Annotated in this window: 15 protein-coding genes; 8 read left to right on the top strand and 7 right to left on the bottom strand. The window is 56.5% G+C overall.

The annotated features are described in order from the left end of the window. Window positions 1–110 precede the first annotated feature (110 nt). Window positions 111–1,769, top strand: a complete 1,659-nt coding sequence (locus DD606_RS15560) for an ATP-dependent endonuclease (protein ID WP_023324396.1) — start codon at window positions 111–113, stop codon at window positions 1,767–1,769. Here DD606_RS15560 and DD606_RS15555 read toward each other — a convergent pair. Further along, window positions 1,766–2,722: a VirK/YbjX family protein gene (locus tag DD606_RS15555; protein ID WP_129258837.1), complete on the bottom strand. Its 957-nt coding sequence runs from the start codon at window positions 2,720–2,722 to the stop codon at window positions 1,766–1,768. The two genes, DD606_RS15560 and DD606_RS15555, sit on opposite strands and share 4 nt — an antisense overlap. Window positions 2,723–2,881: 159 nt before the next feature. On the opposite strand from DD606_RS15555, the gene macA reads away from it, so the two are divergent. Further along, window positions 2,882–3,997 carry a macrolide transporter subunit MacA gene (gene macA / locus DD606_RS15550; RefSeq protein ID WP_017384842.1) on the top strand — a complete coding sequence of 372 codons (1,116 nt, stop codon included), beginning with the start codon at window positions 2,882–2,884 and terminating at the stop codon, window positions 3,995–3,997. Beyond that, window positions 3,994–5,934: a macrolide ABC transporter ATP-binding protein/permease MacB gene (gene macB, locus DD606_RS15545; protein ID WP_023324397.1), complete on the top strand. Its 1,941-nt coding sequence runs from the start codon at window positions 3,994–3,996 to the stop codon at window positions 5,932–5,934. The genes macA and macB overlap by 4 nt, the downstream gene beginning before the upstream one ends. A gap of 70 nt (window positions 5,935–6,004) precedes the next feature. Here the strand turns inward: macB and cspD are convergent, their stop codons facing one another. Next, window positions 6,005–6,226: a cold shock-like protein CspD gene (cspD, locus tag DD606_RS15540; protein WP_006809408.1), complete on the bottom strand. Its 222-nt coding sequence runs from the start codon at window positions 6,224–6,226 to the stop codon at window positions 6,005–6,007. Between the two features lie 267 nt (window positions 6,227–6,493). On the opposite strand from cspD, the gene clpS reads away from it, so the two are divergent. The 3 genes from clpS (at window position 6,494) to DD606_RS15525 (ending at window position 10,049) form a co-directional block, all read left to right on the top strand. Then, the gene (gene clpS / locus DD606_RS15535) at window positions 6,494–6,814 is read left to right on the top strand and encodes an ATP-dependent Clp protease adapter ClpS (protein ID WP_006174393.1); all 321 of its coding nucleotides are present in this window, start codon (window positions 6,494–6,496) and stop codon (window positions 6,812–6,814) included. A gap of 27 nt (window positions 6,815–6,841) precedes the next feature. Then, complete coding sequence (clpA, locus tag DD606_RS15530; RefSeq protein WP_006809407.1) at window positions 6,842–9,121, top strand: ATP-dependent Clp protease ATP-binding subunit ClpA; 2,280 nt, start codon at window positions 6,842–6,844, stop codon at window positions 9,119–9,121. 475 nt (window positions 9,122–9,596) lie between these two features. Continuing rightward, the gene (locus tag DD606_RS15525; protein ID WP_072139734.1) at window positions 9,597–10,049 is read left to right on the top strand and encodes a hypothetical protein; all 453 of its coding nucleotides are present in this window, start codon (window positions 9,597–9,599) and stop codon (window positions 10,047–10,049) included. Between the two features lie 71 nt (window positions 10,050–10,120). Here DD606_RS15525 and infA read toward each other — a convergent pair whose 3' ends face one another. The 5 genes from infA to trxB all read right to left on the bottom strand — a co-directional run bounded on the left by infA (window position 10,121) and on the right by trxB (window position 15,944). Further along, window positions 10,121–10,339, bottom strand: coding sequence for a translation initiation factor IF-1 (infA, locus tag DD606_RS15520; protein WP_002211347.1), 219 nt, complete (start codon window positions 10,337–10,339; stop codon window positions 10,121–10,123). Between the two features lie 284 nt (window positions 10,340–10,623). Further along, the gene (gene aat / locus DD606_RS15515) at window positions 10,624–11,328 is read right to left on the bottom strand and encodes a leucyl/phenylalanyl-tRNA--protein transferase (RefSeq protein WP_023315742.1); all 705 of its coding nucleotides are present in this window, start codon (window positions 11,326–11,328) and stop codon (window positions 10,624–10,626) included. 45 nt (window positions 11,329–11,373) lie between these two features. Further along, window positions 11,374–13,095 carry a cysteine/glutathione ABC transporter ATP-binding protein/permease CydC gene (gene cydC / locus DD606_RS15510; protein ID WP_023315743.1) on the bottom strand — a complete coding sequence of 574 codons (1,722 nt, stop codon included), beginning with the start codon at window positions 13,093–13,095 and terminating at the stop codon, window positions 11,374–11,376. Next, window positions 13,095–14,861 (bottom strand): cysteine/glutathione ABC transporter permease/ATP-binding protein CydD, encoded by a 1,767-nt coding sequence (gene cydD, locus DD606_RS15505; protein ID WP_045347134.1) that lies wholly within the window; start codon window positions 14,859–14,861, stop codon window positions 13,095–13,097. The genes cydC and cydD overlap by 1 nt, the downstream gene beginning before the upstream one ends. A 114-nt stretch (window positions 14,862–14,975) precedes the next feature. Continuing rightward, entirely contained in the window at window positions 14,976–15,944 is a 969-nt protein-coding gene (gene trxB / locus DD606_RS15500) for a thioredoxin-disulfide reductase (protein WP_003858303.1), read from the bottom strand. Between the two features lie 543 nt (window positions 15,945–16,487). Here trxB and lrp point away from each other — a divergent pair. Both lrp and DD606_RS15490 read left to right on the top strand, forming a co-directional pair. After that, on the top strand, window positions 16,488–16,982 hold the full coding sequence (lrp, locus tag DD606_RS15495; protein ID WP_000228469.1) for a leucine-responsive transcriptional regulator Lrp: 495 nt from the start codon (window positions 16,488–16,490) through the stop codon (window positions 16,980–16,982). 135 nt (window positions 16,983–17,117) lie between these two features. Continuing rightward, window positions 17,118–18,615, top strand: a 1,498-nt coding sequence (locus DD606_RS15490) for a DNA translocase FtsK 4TM domain-containing protein (RefSeq protein WP_176691443.1), incomplete at its 3' end; no start/stop codon positions are given.

Genomic DNA, 18,615 nt, shown 5'->3' with positions numbered 1-18,615 from the left:
AGAGCATAGCCCAATAATTAAGGGGGCGTATATTCTGCTGTCGTGACCCACAGCCTGCCGCTATACTGCTGATAACTTGAAGGAAAAAGTGGCCGAATTGCGGGGGATGTATGCTACTCGAACGTGTGGAGATTGTCGGGTTTCGCGGGATTAACCGCCTGTCGCTGCAACTGGAACAGAACAACGTCCTGATAGGCGAAAACGCCTGGGGTAAATCCAGCCTGCTGGATGCCCTGACGCTGCTGCTTTCGCCCGAAGAGAACTTGTACCACTTCGTTCATGATGACTTCTGGTTTCCGCCGGGGGATGTCAACGGGCGCGAGAAACACCTGCATATCATTCTGACCTTCCGCGAATCCGAGCCCGGCCGCCATCGCGTGCGTCGTTTTCGCCCTATGTCGGCCTGCTGGGTTCCCTGTGAAGATGGGTTCCAGCGTATTTTCTATCGCCTTGAGGGCGAAATGGCGCAAAACGACGGGGTATTAACCCTGCGTGAATTTCTTGATGAGAAGGGGAATCCGATCCCGCTCGATAATATTGACGAGCTTGCCCGACATCTTATCCGCCTCTCCCCCGTATTGCGCTTACGCGACGCGCGTTTTATGCGGCGGATCCGTAACGGCACCGTGCCGAATATGCCCGAGGTGGAAGTAACCGCCCGCGAACTGGATTTCCTCGCCCGTGAACTGGTCTCACGGCCGCAGAACCTCACCGACGGCCAGATCCGTCAGGGACTGTCTGCCATGGTACAACTGCTGGAGCACTACTTCTCCGAGCAGGGAACGGGGCAGGCGCGCCACCGTCTGATGCGTCGCCGCTCGCACGATGAACAACGAAGCTGGCGCTATCTCGATATTATCAACCGCATGATCGACCGCCCCGGCGGGCGTACGCATCGGGTGATCCTGCTGGGTTTATTCTCCACGCTTTTACAGGCGAAAGGGACGGTGCGCCTGGATCGGGACGCGCGACCGCTGCTGCTGGTGGAAGATCCGGAAACGCGGCTCCACCCGATTATGCTTTCCGTGGCGTGGCATCTTCTTAATCTGCTGCCGTTGCAGCGAGTCACCACCACGAATTCCGGAGAGCTGCTCTCTCTGACGCCGGTAGAGTATGTCTGCCGCCTGGTGCGTGAATCGTCGCGGGTCACCGCCTACCGGCTCGGGCCCGGCGGGTTAAATGCCGAAGATGGCCGACGGATTGCGTTTCATATCCGTTTTAACCGTGCCTCTTCCCTGTTTGCTCGCTGCTGGTTGCTGGTGGAAGGGGAAACGGAAACCTGGGTGATAAACGAGCTGGCTCGCCAGTGCGGGCACCACTTTGATGCCGAAGGGATCAAAGTGATCGAATTTGCTCAGTCTGGCTTAAAACCGCTGATCAAATTTGCGCGCCGGATGGGGATAGAGTGGCACGTGCTGGTGGATGGCGATGAGGCGGGTAAAAAATATGCGGCGACCGTGCGCAGCCTGCTCAATAACGATCGTGAAGAGGAGCGGGAACATCTGACCGCGCTGCCTGCGATGGACATGGAGCACTTTATGTACCGTCAGGGATTTGACGACGTCTTTCACCGCGTGGCGATGATCCCGGTGGATGTACCCATGAACATGCGTCGGGTGATTGCCAAAGCTATCCATCGGTCGTCAAAACCGGATTTGGCCATTGAAGTCGCGACGGAAGCCGGCAGGCGAGGCGTGGAGTCGGTGCCCACGCTGCTGCGTAAAATGTTCTCCCGCGTCCTCTGGCTGGCTCGCGGGAGGGCCGATTAGCGGTCAGTCGCCTGCGAAACCTGTTGGATCAGGCTATCAAGCAGGGTATAGCGGCGGCGGTATTCGGACCGTTTTTTACTCGCAATCTCTTCCATCGGTTTGCGTGGCATGGTCAGTGGCAGGGCAAAGTTGCCGTTATCCTGCTGCTGTCCGCCAAGGGAGCGCCAGAAGCTGTCATAGTCAGCCAGCAATTTTCCCTCTTTTTTCTTGCGATAGCGCCAGCTGCGGTAGATGTGGGTGGCGTTACTCACCGCGAGGATCTGCTCGACCGGGAAGGCGCCTGCCAGCGTCATGACCGCTTCAACCAGCAGACGTTTTGGGAACAGTCCGTGACAGACTTTGGTCGCCAGCTGAATGTGCTCGTGCGGGACATGCGCTTTCGCCCCCTGCATTCCGCCGATGAAGAGCGTTGACTTGCCCTGGTATTTGCACAGCGTAAAGGTCAGCTCGGCCAGCACCGTGTTCTGGTGGTCGCAAAAAGTGAGGGTCGCTTCCCCTTCTTTGTCCAGAAACGCATCCGCGCTCAGGCGAACGCTAAACTGCTGTTCCTCTTTGCCCGTTAACGTCACCAGCGTGATGCCCTGGCTGGAGAGGTAGCCGTTGAGCAGCGACGCCGGAAGATGGCGGCTCATCATCTGATAGTGATCGTTCAATGCGTCCAGCGTATTCTGACGACCCATATTTACGGTCAGCCACGGCCGGTGCAGGCGGCACGGCAGGCCGGGCTGCACGCGCAGGATCTGCATCAGACGGGGCTGTTTTGCAAGGTTTCCGAGCAGGCGCGCAGTGGTGAACGGCGTTGCCAGCGAGCGCAACATAAACTTACGTCGATAGGCCGGATTTTGCCACGCCAGCCCCGGCGTGAGGGAACCCGATGTCAGGCTTTTAAACAGTTGCCAGCCCGATTTAGGCTGGGGCAGCGTTGTATAAGGTGTATCGACGATGGAAGACATGTTAGATCCTGCTTCTGGTGGAATATCGCTATTTCAGCAGGCGCTTTATCAACATCGGGTAAACAATTCCCGACGATTACGGGGATCGGGGGTTTCGTTGAGGAGTGGTTTAGATAAAATCAACGGTGATGATAGCCAGAACAACTATTTGGAATATTTATGAACCTGAAGGGAAAACGCAGAAAGCTGTTTCTGCTGCTGGCGGTAGTGGTGTTAGCGGGCGGATTCTGGTTATGGAAGGTACTGAACGCGCCGGTACCACAGTATCAAACGCTGATTGTTCGTCCGGGCGAGCTGCAACAAAACGTGCTGGCGACGGGGAAACTGGATGCCCTGCGTAAGGTTGACGTGGGCGCGCAGGTCAGCGGTCAGCTTAAAACCCTGTCAGTTGAGATTGGCGATAAGGTTAAAAAAGGCCAGCTGCTGGGCGTGATCGATCCTGAGCAGGCGCAAAACCAGATCCGCGAAGTGGAAGCGACGCTGATGGAGCTGCGCGCGCAGCGCGCGCAGGCTCAGGCGGAGCGTAATCTCGCTCAGGTCACCCTGACGCGCCAGCAGGCGCTGGCGAAAACGCAGGCCATCTCGAAACAGGATCTGGACACAGCCGCCACGGAGCTGGCGGTGAAGCAGGCGCAGATTGGCACCATCGATGCGCAAATCAAACGGAATCAGGCCTCGCTGGATACGGCGAAAACCAACCTCGATTACACGCAAATCGTTGCGCCAATGGCCGGGGAAGTGACGCAGATAACCACCCTGCAAGGCCAGACGGTCATCGCCGCGCAGCAGGCGCCAAACATCCTGACCCTGGCGGATATGAGCACCATGCTGGTGAAAGCCCAGGTATCCGAAGCGGACGTCATTCACCTTAAGCCGGGGCAGAAAGCCTGGTTTACGGTGCTGGGCGATCCACAAACCCGCTATGAGGGCGTGCTGAAAGATATCCTGCCGACGCCGGAAAAGGTCAACGACGCCATCTTCTACTACGCGCGTTTCGAGGTGCCAAACCCGCAGGGCGTGCTGCGTCTGGACATGACCGCCCAGGTGCATATCCAGCTGACCGGCGTGAAAAACGTGCTGACGGTTCCGCTCTCCGCGCTGGGCGAATCCGCCGGGGACAATCGCTACAAGGTGAAAGTGCTGCGCAACGGCGAAACCCGCGAGCGGGAAGTAGTGATTGGCGCGCGTAACGACACCGACGTGGTGGTGGTAAAAGGGCTGGAAGAGGGTGAAGAAGTGGTCACCAGCGAAACCCTGCCCGGAGCCGCGCAATGACGGCGCTGCTTGAGCTGAATGACATTCGTCGCAGCTATCCGTCCGGCGACGGGCCGGTGGAGGTGCTGAAGGGCATCTCCCTGCGCGTTGAAGCCGGTGAAATGGTGGCGATTGTCGGGGCGTCGGGCTCGGGTAAATCAACGCTGATGAACATTCTCGGCTGTCTGGATAAGCCCACCAGCGGCACCTATCGCGTGGCCGGGACGGATGTTTCCACCCTGGACGGCGACGCGCTGGCGAAGCTGCGTCGCGAGCATTTTGGCTTTATCTTTCAGCGTTACCATCTGCTTTCACACCTGAGCGCGGCGCAGAATGTGGAAGTGCCGGCGGTGTATGCGGGCGTCGAGCGCAAAAAACGCCTTGAACGCGCGAAGGCGCTGTTAACGCGTCTTGGGCTGGCGGAGCGTGTTGATTATCAGCCTTCGCAGCTTTCCGGCGGTCAGCAGCAGCGCGTGAGTATTGCCCGCGCGCTGATGAACGGCGGACAGGTGATCCTCGCCGATGAGCCAACCGGTGCGCTCGACAGCCATTCCGGTGAAGAGGTGATGGCGATCCTGCATCAGCTTCGCGATCAGGGGCATACGGTGATTATCGTCACCCACGATCCACAGGTCGCGGCGCAGGCGGAACGCATCATCGAGATCCACGACGGCGAGCTGGTCAGCAACCCGCCGCCGCGTCAGTCCAGAGCGGCGGCGGCGAAAGAAGCTTTGCCTGCGTCCACCGGCTGGGGCCAGTTTTCCAGCGGTTTCCGCGAGGCGCTGAACATGGCCTGGCTGGCGATGGCGGCCAACAAAATGCGCACTCTGCTGACCATGCTCGGCATCATTATCGGTATTGCCTCGGTGGTGTCGATTGTGGTGGTGGGCGATGCGGCGAAACAGCTGGTGCTGGCGGATATTCGGGCCATCGGGACTAACACCATCGACGTTTACCCCGGCAAAGATTTTGGCGACGACGAGCCGCAGTATCAGCAGGCGCTGAAATACGACGATCTGGCGGCTATTCAGAAGCAGCCGTGGGTGAACTCCGCCACGCCTGCCGTGTCGCAAAACCTGCGTCTGCGCTACGGCAACATCGACGTGGCGGCCAGTGCTAACGGCGTCAGCGGAGATTACTTCAACGTCTACGGCATGACCTTTAGCGAAGGGGCGACCTTCAACGCGGAGCAGCTGGCGGGCAGGGCGCAGGTGGTGGTGCTGGACGCGAACTCGCGCAGACAGCTTTTCCCCAATAAAACCCGTGTAGTGGGGGAAGTGATCCTGGTGGGTAACATGCCCGCCACGGTGATTGGTGTGGCGGAAGAGAAACAGTCCATGTTTGGCAGCAGCAAGATCCTGCGCGTCTGGCTGCCATACAGCACCATTTCCGGGCGCATTATGGGGCAGTCCTGGCTTAACTCCATTACCGTGCGAGTGAAGGAGGGCTACGACAGCGCGCTGGCGGAACAGCAGCTTGAGCGGCTGTTAACCCTGCGCCACGGGAAAAAGGATTTCTTCACCTGGAACATGGACGGCCTCTTGAAAACGGCGGAAAAGACCACACGTACTCTTCAGCTGTTCCTGACGCTGGTGGCGGTGATTTCGCTGGTCGTCGGCGGGATTGGGGTGATGAACATTATGCTGGTGTCGGTGACCGAACGTACGCGGGAGATAGGCATCCGCATGGCGGTCGGGGCCAGAGCCAGCGACGTGCTCCAGCAGTTTTTGATTGAAGCGGTGCTGGTGTGTCTGGTGGGAGGCGCGATGGGGATTGCGCTTTCGATGATGATCGCCTTCGCGCTCCAGCTCTTCTTACCGGGCTGGGAAATTGGCTTCTCGCCGATGGCGATCCTGACGGCGTTTTTATGTTCCACCTTCACCGGTATTCTTTTCGGCTGGCTGCCTGCGCGAAACGCGGCGCGGCTCGATCCGGTGGATGCGCTGGCGCGGGAATAGCCCGAAAATAAAAATGCCAGCCGATCGGGCTGGCATTTTGCCTGCGGGGTGTACACAATGAATCAGAGAGCTATGCAACCGTTTCTGCTTCAACGGGCACGATAAGACTGGCGTGATTGCCTTTTGGCCCCTGGTGTACATCGAACCGGACGGACTGCCCGGCTTTGAGCGTCCTGTAACCATCCATCTGAATGGTGGAATAGTGAGCGAAGATATCCTCGCCGCCGCCTTCGGGGCAAATGAAGCCAAACCCCTTGGCGTTGTTGAACCACTTAACAGTACCCATTTCCATGCTTCGACATCCTTCGTAAATCTTATAAATTAAGATGGAATGAACCGGTGGTGGAGTGGGGGCTGTTCAAAACCTCGCCAACTCACGCTTGTACAATTTAGAGAAACGGAAGAAGCCGTCAAGCGTTTGGCGCTGGAGTTGGGACAATAATCAACCAAAATTTGAGGCAGTTAACGCTATTGCAACAGTTTGTGACAGACATCGCGGATGACAGTAATAGATGATTGTTATCTAACATCTGAGGTAGATTCAAAGTGGTTATGCATAATGGGTAAGACCAACGATTGGCTGGATTTTGACCAGCTGGCGGAAGATAAAGTGCGCGACGCGCTAAAACCGCCATCTATGTATAAAGTTATGTTAATGAACGATGATTACACGCCAATGGAATTTGTTATTGACGTGCTACAAAAGTTCTTTTCTTATGATGTTGAACGTGCAACGCAACTGATGCTTACCGTTCATTATCGTGGCAAAGCGATCTGCGGCATCTTCACTGCCGAAGTCGCGGAAACCAAAGTAGCGATGGTGAACGACTATGCGAGGGAGAACGAGCATCCGTTGCTGTGTACGCTGGAAAAGGCCTGATAAGGCATAAAATTGGGGGAGGTGCCTATGCTCAATCAAGAACTGGAACTCAGTTTAAACATGGCTTTCGCCAGAGCGCGTGAGCACCGACATGAGTTTATGACCGTCGAGCACCTGCTGCTCGCACTGCTTAGCAACCCATCTGCCCGCGAAGCGCTGGAAGCCTGCTCCGTGGATCTGGTGGCGCTACGTCAGGAACTCGAAGCCTTCATCGAACAAACCACACCGGTGCTGCCAGCCAGTGAAGAAGAGCGCGACACGCAGCCGACGCTCAGCTTCCAGCGCGTGTTGCAGCGCGCGGTTTTCCACGTCCAGTCTTCCGGACGTAGCGAAGTGACTGGCGCCAATGTCCTGGTCGCCATCTTCAGCGAGCAGGAGTCCCAGGCGGCCTACCTGCTGCGCAAACACGAAGTCAGCCGGCTCGACGTGGTCAACTTCATCTCTCACGGAACGCGAAAAGACGAGCCTAACCAGGCATCGGATCCCAGCGGACAGATCAACAGCAATGAAGAGCAAGCAGGCGGGGAGGATCGTATGGAAAACTTCACCACCAACCTTAACCAGCTTGCTCGCGTTGGCGGTATCGACCCGCTGATTGGCCGCGACAAAGAGCTGGAGCGTGCCATCCAGGTGCTGTGCCGTCGACGCAAGAACAACCCGCTGCTGGTGGGGGAATCTGGCGTGGGTAAAACCGCGATTGCCGAAGGGCTGGCCTGGCGCATTGTGCAGGGCGACGTGCCGGAAGTGATCGCTGACTGCACCATCTACTCGCTGGACATCGGCTCGCTGCTGGCGGGCACCAAATACCGTGGTGATTTTGAAAAACGCTTCAAAGCGCTGTTAAAACAGCTGGAGCAGGATACCAACAGCATCCTGTTTATCGATGAGATCCACACCATTATCGGCGCAGGTGCGGCCTCCGGTGGCCAGGTGGATGCGGCTAACCTGATTAAACCGCTGCTCTCCAGCGGCAAGATCCGCGTGATGGGCTCCACGACATACCAGGAGTTCAGCAACATCTTTGAGAAGGATCGTGCGCTGGCGCGTCGTTTCCAGAAAATCGACGTTACCGAGCCGTCGGTTGACGAAACGGTGCAGATCATCAACGGCCTGAAAACCAAGTACGAAGCACACCACGACGTGCGTTACACCGCGAAAGCGGTCCGTGCGGCGGTGGAGCTGGCGGTGAAATACATTAACGACCGTCATCTGCCAGATAAGGCGATTGACGTGATTGATGAGGCGGGTGCGCGTGCGCGCCTGATGCCAGCCAGCAAGCGTAAGAAAACCGTGAACGTGGCGGATATCGAGTCCGTGGTGGCCCGCATCGCGCGTATTCCTGAGAAGAGCGTTTCTCAGAGCGACCGTGATACGCTGCGCACCCTCGGCAATCGCCTGAAAATGCTGGTCTTTGGTCAGGATAAAGCCATTGAGGCTTTAACCGAAGCGATCAAGATGGCTCGTGCTGGCCTGGGGCATGACCACAAGCCGGTTGGTTCCTTCCTGTTTGCCGGTCCGACCGGTGTGGGTAAAACCGAGGTAACGGTTCAGCTCTCCAAAGCGCTGGGCATTGAGCTGCTGCGCTTTGATATGTCCGAGTATATGGAGCGTCATACCGTCAGCCGTTTGATTGGTGCGCCTCCGGGATACGTGGGCTTTGACCAGGGCGGCCTGCTCACTGACGCGGTGATCAAGCATCCGCACGCGGTCCTGCTGCTCGATGAAATCGAGAAAGCGCACCCGGACGTGTTCAACATCCTGTTGCAGGTGATGGACAACGGGACGCTGACCGATAACAACGGGCGCAAGGCCGATTTCCGCAACGTGGTGTTGGTGATGACCACCAACGCGGGCGTGCGGGAAACCGAGCGTAAATCCATCGGCCTGATCCACCAGGATAACAGCACCGATGCGATGGAAGAGATCAAGAAGATCTTCACGCCGGAGTTCCGTAACCGTCTGGACAACATTATCTGGTTCGATCACCTGTCTACCGAGGTGATCCATCAGGTGGTGGACAAGTTCATCGTCGAGTTGCAGGTTCAGCTGGATCAGAAAGGCGTGTCGCTGGAAGTGAGCCAGGAGGCCCGCAACTGGCTGGCTGAGAAAGGCTACGACCGTGCGATGGGTGCCCGTCCGATGGCGCGCGTGATTCAGGACAACCTGAAGAAGCCGCTGGCGAACGAGCTGCTGTTTGGCTCGCTGGTGGACGGCGGCCAGGTCACGGTAGGGCTGGATCAGGCGAAGAACGAACTGACGTACGATTTCCAGAGTGCGGCGAAGCACAAGCCGGAAGCGGCTCACTGATTTCTTACGTAGGTCTAAAAACCGGGCAAAAGCCCGGTTTTTTTATGCGTGCCAGGGTAAAAGCAAAACGACAACAGTGTTGTCGTTTTTAGTGTTTTCTCCCTCTCCCCGTGGGAGAGGGTTGGGGTGAGGGCAACAGACCGCAGAGGAATTTTGCGAGGCGCTTTCCAGATTCTTTCGAAGTCAGTTGCTGGATAAATTCACAGTAATAAAATGGCGGCGCACCTGCAAAATCAGGTGTCGGGATTGGCGTCCTGATTACACACATATGGAAAGATGTTGCTAACGCAACATCATTGGTTTCGTTCACTCTTTTTTTAGCTGCGGTATAATCCGTATCTTCTATTATGGTGGACTGAACCGGGGCTTCTTTTGAAGCGCCGATTTTCCATATGGTCGGTACGCCAAACCGGTTCAGTCTGCCACCCGAAGTTGGCGTTTCTGGTGGTAGTTTTCAGCTTTTAATATGGAAATTATGAATATGGAAAACCAGTCTATCTCCCAGCTCTATAGCGAACTCTCCCTCAACCCCGATCTCCCAACCCTTGCCGAGCGCTGCAAACTGCTCACCGAAATCCTCCTCGACTGCAAATCACTTCCGCAAACGCAGCCCGTTTGCCGTTGCCTCGGAGCCTACCTGGAAGAGGTGAAATCCGGCCTCACAGAGTCAATGCGTGATTTTCAGGTGGTGGAATTTGAGGAAGAAGCGGAACAACCGCGACAAAAGGAGTGGCTGCTGGAAGATACAGAAACAAAGTGTGATTACTGCCGGGCGTTGAATCATGTGCTGCTGGTGTCGCATTTTGACCGCGATATGCTGCCGCACCTGACGGGACTGCTGCATGACATTACCCACGCGATAGCTGAAGATTTAATCGTACCTATGAACCCGTGCATGACTATACATCTGCTGACACAGCCACACTAAGACCATAAATAAAAAAGGCCGGGAATATCCCGACCTTTTAAATATTCATCAGCCATTACAGGCGAAAACAATTAGCGACTACGGAAGACAATGCGGCCTTTGCTCAGGTCGTACGGGGTCAGTTCAACAGTCACTTTGTCGCCCGTCAAAATGCGGATATAGTTTTTGCGCATTTTACCGGAGATGTGCGCAGTTACCACGTGACCGTTTTCCAGTTCTACGCGAAACATGGTATTAGGCAACGTATCAAGTACGGTACCCTGCATTTCAATATTGTCTTCTTTGGCCATCTAATCCTCTGGGGTATCACTACCAAGTTTTGAACCGGCAAGATAATGCCGAAATTCCTCAATTAAGTAAAGAATTGCGCGTTTAAAACGCAGCAAAACAGTCTCAGCGTATTGCCCAAGCGTCACGGTACAACCGAACGGAAAGCGCATTCGTAAAGGGGAGACGACAGGATAAACGTCAGGACGTTATCTGAAGCGAGGGTCCCAAACGGCGGCGGGGCAACAGGCAGAAGCTACTCTGCGGCATAATTATAACACCCTCATAAAAAATATGCGGAAAACATTTAGGCATTGGGCATAAAGAGCGCTCTGGGAACCCAAAAATCGCGTGGAAGGGTCTCTTTTCGGCATTGTTGAAGGTGTTCGATATAGTGTCGGCGGGAGATTTCAACGGCGCCGAGCGAGGCGGTGTGCTCATTCAGCACCTGACAATCCATCAGCCGTCCGCCACGTCGGGCAAATTCCTCGCTAAACACCAGCAGCGCGGTTTTTGACGCATTCGTGGCACGGGAGAACATCGACTCACCGCAGAACAGCGTGCCCTGCGCCACGCCGTACATTCCGCCGATGAGGTTATCCTCTTTCCATACTTCAATAGAGTGCGCGTAGCCCAGCTCATGAAGCTGGTGGTAGGCGATAATGATATCGCGGGTTATCCAGGTGCCTTCATGACGATCTTCAGCGCAGCCTTCGATAACCTGGCCGAAGGCGTGATTGAGCGTGACGCGAAAGGGTGATTTTGCATGAAACCGCTTCATGCTGCGGCTCAGGTGAAACTGCCCAGGCCACAGCACGGCTCGCGGATCGGGAGACCACCATAAGATCGGGTCGCCAGGCGAAAACCACGGGAAGATGCCGCGCTGGTAAGCCATTAAGAGCCGTGCCGGGCTGAGATCGCCGCCCAGAGCCAGCAAGCCGTTAGGTTCACGCAGCGCCCCCTCCGGTGAAGGGAACGCAATATTATGGCGAGAAAGCTGCACCAGGCGCATGACAACAGAACTCCAGTACGCGAGAGAGGACGCTACAAATATAGTCTACAGGCGCTGTTTAAACTGGTAGTAGCGACCCTGTTTTGCCAGCAGCTCTGCGTGACTACCTTGCTCAATTATGTGTCCGTTGTCCATCACAATTATCTGATCGAAATTCACCAGCCCGCGCAGACGGTGCGTGACCATCAGTACGGTTTTACCTTTCATCACATTCGCCAGTAAATCAAGGATTTGACTCTCAGTCGTGGCATCCAGTCCTTCTGTCGGTTCATCCAGCAACATCAGCGGCGCATCGTGCAGCAGCGCACGCGCAATGGCCAGACGACGCAGTTCGCCGCCGGAAAGCTGTCGACCCCCTTCACCCAGCCAGCTGTTTAACCCGTCGTCCTCAAGCAGCTTGTGCAGCCCAACCTGCTCCAGCATTGCCCGCAGCGTATCGTCGGAGGCGTCTGGTGCCGCCAGAAGAAGATTATCGCGCAGCGTAGCGCTGAACAGATGCACCCGCTGGGGCACGACGCTGACCGTTTTACGTAAGGCCGCTTCGCTAAAACCAGACAGCGGAACGTCGTTAAACCGAATCTCGCCCTGCTGTGGGTCCCACGCGCGCGTGAGAAGTTGCAGAAGTGTCGATTTTCCACATCCCGTACGGCCAAGGATCGCAATGCGCTGGCCGGCATCAACAGAAAGGGTGATGTCTTCCAGCGCGTTTTGCGCCGGCTTGTCGTAGGCGAAAGTGACATTGCTGAGCGTCAGCGCGACCTGCTCCGGCACAGCGGTTTGACCCGCGCTGAACTTCACTTCCGGCTCCTGCTCGGCAATATCCGTAATGCGCAGCGCAGAGGCAATCACCTGGCCGAGATGCTGAAAGGCGCCCGTAACCGGGGCTAAGGCTTCAAAGGCTGCCAGGGCACAGAAAACAAACAGCGCAATTAGCGGGCCAGGCTGCGCGTTATCGCCCACGCCACCGGAGGCCATCCAGAGCATGGCGATTACGGCAATCCCACCAATTAACATCATCAGCGCCTGGGAGAAAGCGGTCAGTTCAGACTGGCGACGCTGGGCTTCATGCCAGTTCAGCTCCGTATTTTCCATGCGGGCGCGGTAGCGCTTGCTGGCGCCAAAAAGGGTGAGCTCGGCCTGTCCTTGCAACCAGGCGGTGAGCTGCTGGCGGTATTCCCCGCGCAGGCGCGTCAGGTTTTCCCCGGTGGTTTTACCTGCACGATAAAACAGGGGTGGCAGAATAATCAGCGTCATCAGCATGATGCCGCCGAGCGTCAGTGCGATGGGAACATCCAGGAAACTCAACCCCAGCGTGACCACGACAATCACCACAAACGCGCCCACCATGGGTGAAATGACGCGCAGATAGAGGTGATCCAGCGTATCCACATCTGCGACCACGCGGTTGAGTAATTCGCCCTGTCGAAAACGTGCCAGCCCGGCAGGGGAGAGGGGTAGCAGTTTGCTGAACGTATAAATACGCAGGTGTTGCAGCACGCGGAAGGTCGCGTCGTGGCTGACCAGACGCTCGAAGTAGCGCCCGGCAGTTCGCGTAATCGCCGTGCCGCGCACCCCGGCGGCAGGCAGCATGTAGTTAAAGCTGTACAGTCCGGCAAAGCCTGCGGCCGCAGACGCGGAGAGGAACCAGCCGGAAAGCGTAAGCAGGCCGATGCTGGCGAGCAGCGTGACGATCGCCAGCACGATCCCGAGCGTCAGCATCCATTTGTGGCGTTTATACAGTGCAAGATACGGAAGCAGGGCGCGCATCAGATATCCTCCTGACGGTTCGCCAGCAGGGTCGCAAACGGCCCCTGCGCGGCAACAAGCGCGGCGTAGTCGCCTTGCTCAACAATGTGTCCGTTTTCCATCACCCAGATCTGATCCCAGTCGGCAATACCTTCCAGCTGGTGAGTCACCATCAGGGTGGTTTGCTGGCGTGAGGCTGCGTTAAGCGCATCCATCACGCGCTGCTCGCTATGAGCGTCCAGGCTGGCGGCGGGTTCGTCCAGCAGCATTAGCGAAGAGGGGTTCAGCAGCGCACGGGCAACCGCGACGCGCTGTGCCTGGCCTACTGACAGCCCGGCAGACTGATCGCCAATGACGGTATCGATACCCTGCGCAAGCAGCGGCAGAAACTCGCTGACCCAGGCGCGGTCGAGGACCGATTGCAGCTCATCGTCACGCGCATCCGGGCGTGCCAGCAGCACATTCTCGCGAAGCGTCGGAGCTGGCAGCTGCGGGTTTTGCCCCACCCAGCTTAGCTGTTTACGCCAGGCATCAGGATCGAGCTCGCGCAGCTCCGTTTTGTTGATACGCAGCGATCCGGTGTACGCCATAAAACCTGAAAGCGCATTCAACAATGAGCTTTTACCTGAGCCGCTGGTACCCACCAGCACCACACGTTGCCCGGCAGGCAGGGTAAAGTTCAGCGGACCGGCCAGTACTTTGCCTTCAGGCGACAGAACAGAAAAATTCTGTGCTTCAATGGTCACCGGATCGTTCGTATTCAGCGTTACCTCACCACGCTCCGGATGCGCCAGCGGCGTTTCCATGAAGGTTTTCAGGCTGTCGGCAGCACCCACCGCCTGCGCTTTGGCATGGTAAAAGGTGCCGAGATCGCGAAGCGGCTGGAAAAATTCCGGGGCCAGGATCAGCGCCAGGAACCCAGCGGAAAGCGTAACCGCCGTACCGTAGTGACCAAAGTCCAGCGCGCCGAGGTAGGAGAAACCAAAGTAAACCGCCACCAGCGCAATCGACAGGGAGGTGAAAAATTCAAGTACGCCAGAAGAGAGAAAGGCCATGCGCAACACTTCCATGGTGCGCTGACGAAAATCCTGCGACGCCAGGCGAATGTTTTCGGTTTCCGCTTCACCACGACCAAAGATCCGCAGGGTTTCCATACCGCGCAGACGGTCCAGGAAATGACCGCTCAACCGACCCAGCGCCAGGAAGTTGCGGCGGTTAGCATCAGCCGCGCCCATGCCGACCATCGCCATAAACAGCGGGATCAGCGGGGCGGTCCCCAGCAGGATCAGCGCCGCCACCCAGTTAACCGGGAAGATGGCGATAACAATCATCAGAGGCACAAACACCGCCAGCGCCATCTGCGGAAGATAACGCGCGTAGTAATCGTGCATATCGTCGATTTGCTCAAGGATCAGCGTCGCCCAGCTACCGGCCGGCTTGCCCTGGATCCACGCAGGCCCGGCTTCTGAAAGCCGATCGAGCACCTTGCGGCGGATCTCATAGCGGATGTGCTGCCCGGCATGGAACCCAACCCGCTCGCGCAGCCAGACCACCCACGCACGCAGAACGAAAACCAGCGCCAGAACGATAAACGGCAACAGCAGCGCTTCGCGCGGGATGTTCTCCATGATCATATGGTTGAGAATGCGGGCCAGAAGCCATGCCTGGGCAACAATCAACAGACCGCTGATAAATCCCAGAACGCGGGAAATCATAAGCCAGCGGCGGGACAGAACGCTTTGCTGTTTCAGCCAGCGGGTTAACTCTTGTTGACGGGTTTTTTCCATTGCGTACTTTGCAGGTGACGTTATAAGAAATTAGACATCTGCATGTTACACGTGAGCAAAAATAAAGGCGACCAGTGGCCGCCTTTATTTACGTTTGTTACTGACTTGTAAAGATTATTTACCTTGTTCAGCCAGCCCGTCCAGGTAGCGTTCTGCGTCCAGCGCGGCCATACAACCGGTGCCCGCAGAGGTGATCGCCTGACGATAAATATGGTCCATCACGTCACCAGCTGCGAAGACACCCGGAACGCTGGTCTGGGTGGCGTTGCCGTGAATGCCAGACTGCACTTTAATGTAGCCGTTCTCCAGCTCCAGCTGGCCTTCAAAGATAGCCGTGTTCGGGCTGTGACCGATTGCCACAAACAGGCCTGCCACTTCCAGCGTTTCGACGTTATCGGTGTTCTGGGTATCACGGATACGCAGTCCCGCGACGCCCATCTGATCGCCAGTTACTTCTTCCAGCGTACGGTTGGTATGCAGCACAATGTTACCGCTCGCCACTTTGTCCATCAGGCGTTTGATCAGGATCTTCTCCGCCCGGAAGGTGTCGCGACGGTGGATCAGGTGTACTTCTGAGGCAATATTTGCCAGATACAGCGCTTCTTCCACAGCGGTGTTGCCGCCGCCGATCACCGCAACTTTCTGGTTGCGATAGAAGAAACCGTCGCAGGTCGCGCAGGCTGACACGCCGCGGCCTTTGAACGCTTCTTCAGACGGCAGACCGAGATAGCGGGCAGAGGCGCCGGTGGCGATGATCAGCGCATCGCAGGTGTATTCGCCGCTGTCACCCGTCAGGCGGAACGGACGGTTCTGCAAATCCACTTTATTGATGTGGTCGAACAGGATTTCGGTTTCGAATTTGGCGGCATGCTCGTGCATGCGCTCCATCAGCAGCGGCCCGGTCAGGTCGTTCGGGTCGCCCGGCCAGTTTTCCACTTCCGTGGTGGTGGTCAACTGACCGCCTTTTTCCATCCCGGTGATCAGTACCGGTTGCAGGTTAGCGCGTGCAGCATAGACCGCTGCGGTATAACCCGCAGGTCCAGATCCAAGGATTAGCAGCTTACTGTGTTTGGTCGTGCCCATGAGATCCCCATTGTTGTTGGCAGGCAATGGGCTGGATTGTAGGGAATTTGTTGCCGTAAAAAAAGAGCAGGGCAGTTTTGCTTCCGATATATGCAATAGACGCGCCCTATGGGTCAGAGGCGGTCACATCACGTCTGCTACTGAAAACAGCGCGTTTATAAGGCAATAAAATGAGGATTAATACCCCTCCGTAATGAATATCCGGCATCTTGTACTAAAAATCGATGTTTTGCTTTGACAATCCCCTGCGCTTTTGCGAAAACATTCAAGGAAGAAAAAAAGACGCACGAACTGCATGCCGCATAGACATGCACGGAAATGCCATTTTTACCGGGTCAGTGAAATCTACGCATGGTGTGGACAGACGCCATACGTGATGTCTGTGACTGCTTTCGGGCAACGGTCTTCTTACCGCAGAACCCGAATCCACATCGCGTCTAATACATAACCAGGCGATGTGATGAATAACGGGTACAGGCTCTGAACAGTGATGTGCACAGGGTCCAGGCAGGAGTAGGGAAGGAATACAGAGAGACAATAATAATGGTAGATAGCAAGAAGCGCCCTGGCAAAGATCTCGACCGTATCGATCGTAACATTCTTAATGAATTGCAAAAGGATGGGCGTATTTCCAACGTCGAGCTTTCAAAACGTGTGGGACTTTCCCCGACGCCGTGCCTTGAGCGTGTGCGTCGACTGGAAAGACAGGGTTTTATCCAGGGCTATACGGCTCTGCTGAACCCGCATTATCTGGATGCCTCACTTCTGGTATTTGTTGAGATTACTCTGAATCGTGGTGCACCGGATGTGTTTGAGCAATTTAACGCCGCTGTACAAAAACTTGAAGAAATTCAAGAGTGTCATCTGGTCTCCGGTGATTTCGACTACCTGTTGAAAACCCGTGTGCCCGATATGTCCGCCTACCGTAAGCTGCTGGGTGAAACCCTGCTGCGTCTGCCAGGCGTGAACGACACCCGTACTTATGTGGTGATGGAAGAGGTCAAACAGAGCAATCGTCTGGTTATTAAGACGCGCTAACACGGAACAGGTGCAAAATCAGTGTAGTTTGATTACACTCCTGTTAATCCATACAGCAACAGTGCCGGGGAGTCCCGGCGCTGTTGTCCGTTTTAGCACACAGGCAGGACATGCCTGATACCTGGAGAGCCTTTCTTGAGCCAGGAATACACTGAAGACAAAGAAGTCACATTATCTAAGCTAAGCAGCGGACGTCGTCTCCTTGAGGCGTTACTGATTGTTATTGCCCTTTTTGCCGTCTGGCTGATGGCTGCCTTACTCAGTTTCAACCCCTCAGATCCCAGCTGGTCGCAAACCGCATGGCATGAGCCTATCCATAATTTGGGTGGCGTTCCCGGTGCCTGGCTTGCGGACACGCTCTTCTTCATTTTCGGTGTGATGGCCTATACCCTTCCTGTCATCATTATTGGCGGATGCTGGTTTGCCTGGCGTCATCGACAGAACGACGGCTACATCGATTATTTTGCCGTTTCGCTGCGCCTGATTGGCGCCCTGGCGCTGATCCTCACCTCCTGCGGACTGGCGGCGATCAATGCCGATGACATCTGGTATTTCGCCTCCGGCGGTGTGATTGGCAGCCTGTTGAGCTCCGCGCTGCAACCGATGCTTCACAGCAGCGGCGGCACGCTGGCGCTGCTCTGCATCTGGGCGGCGGGCCTGACGCTGTTTACCGGCTGGTCCTGGGTGAGCATTGCCGAAAAAATCGGCAGCTTTATTCTGACTCTGCTGACGTTTGCCAGCAATCGTACCCGTCGTGATGATACGTGGGTCGATGAAGACGAATATGAAGATGAATACGAAGAGGAAGACGAGGCACCTGTGCAGCGTCGTGAATCCCGCCGTGCCCGTATTCTGCGCGGTGCTCTGGCACGCCGCCAGCGCGTTGCTGAAAAATTCGCTAACCCGTTAGGCCGTAAAACGGATGCCGCGCTTTTCTCCGGCAAACGTATGGATGAAGACGAGCAGATTGAGTATCGCGGTGCGGCCGTCGATCCTGATGATGTGTTGTTCTCTGGTCATCGAGCTACGCCGGGTGAGTATGACGAATACGATCCGCTGTTGCATGGTCATTCCGTGACTGAACCGGTAGCCGCTGCTGCCGCCGCAACGACGGCTGCGCAGGCCCATGTTGCGCCTGTTGAAGCCGTGATGCCGTCCTCGCCTGTTCCGGCACCGGAGTCCGCGATCCAGCAACCGCAGGTGGACTGGCAGACTGCGCCAGGCGTCCATACGCCTGAACCGACCATTGCGCCGGAGCCTGAAAGCTATATTCCTGTGCAGCAGGAACAGTGTCAGCAATCGTATCAGCCGTCTGAGCCTGCCAGCGAGCCGCAACAGCCGTATCAGGCTTATACGCCCGAACCCGCTGTGCCTGAACAGCCATATGTTGCGCCGGTGTCTGAACCCGAAGTGGTGGAGGAAGCGAAGCCATCACGTCCGCCATTGTACTATTTTGAAGAAGTGGAAGAGCGCCGTGCCCGTGAGCGCGAGCAGCTTGCCGCCTGGTATCAGCCCGTGCCTGAGCCGGTGCAGGAGCCTGTTGTAAAAGCGCCTTCTGCGAGCGTTGCACCTGTAGACCCAGCGCCAGCCGTTGCGTCAGGAGCAGAAACCGTGAAGCAGGCAACGGCAGCCG

This window comes from Enterobacter cloacae complex sp. GF14B, assembly GCF_004136805.1.
Taxonomy (GTDB): Bacteria; Pseudomonadota; Gammaproteobacteria; order Enterobacterales; family Enterobacteriaceae; genus Enterobacter; species Enterobacter hormaechei_C.
The sequence above is the reverse complement of the archived record's forward strand: the minus strand, read 5'-3'. Positions and strand labels throughout refer to the sequence as shown.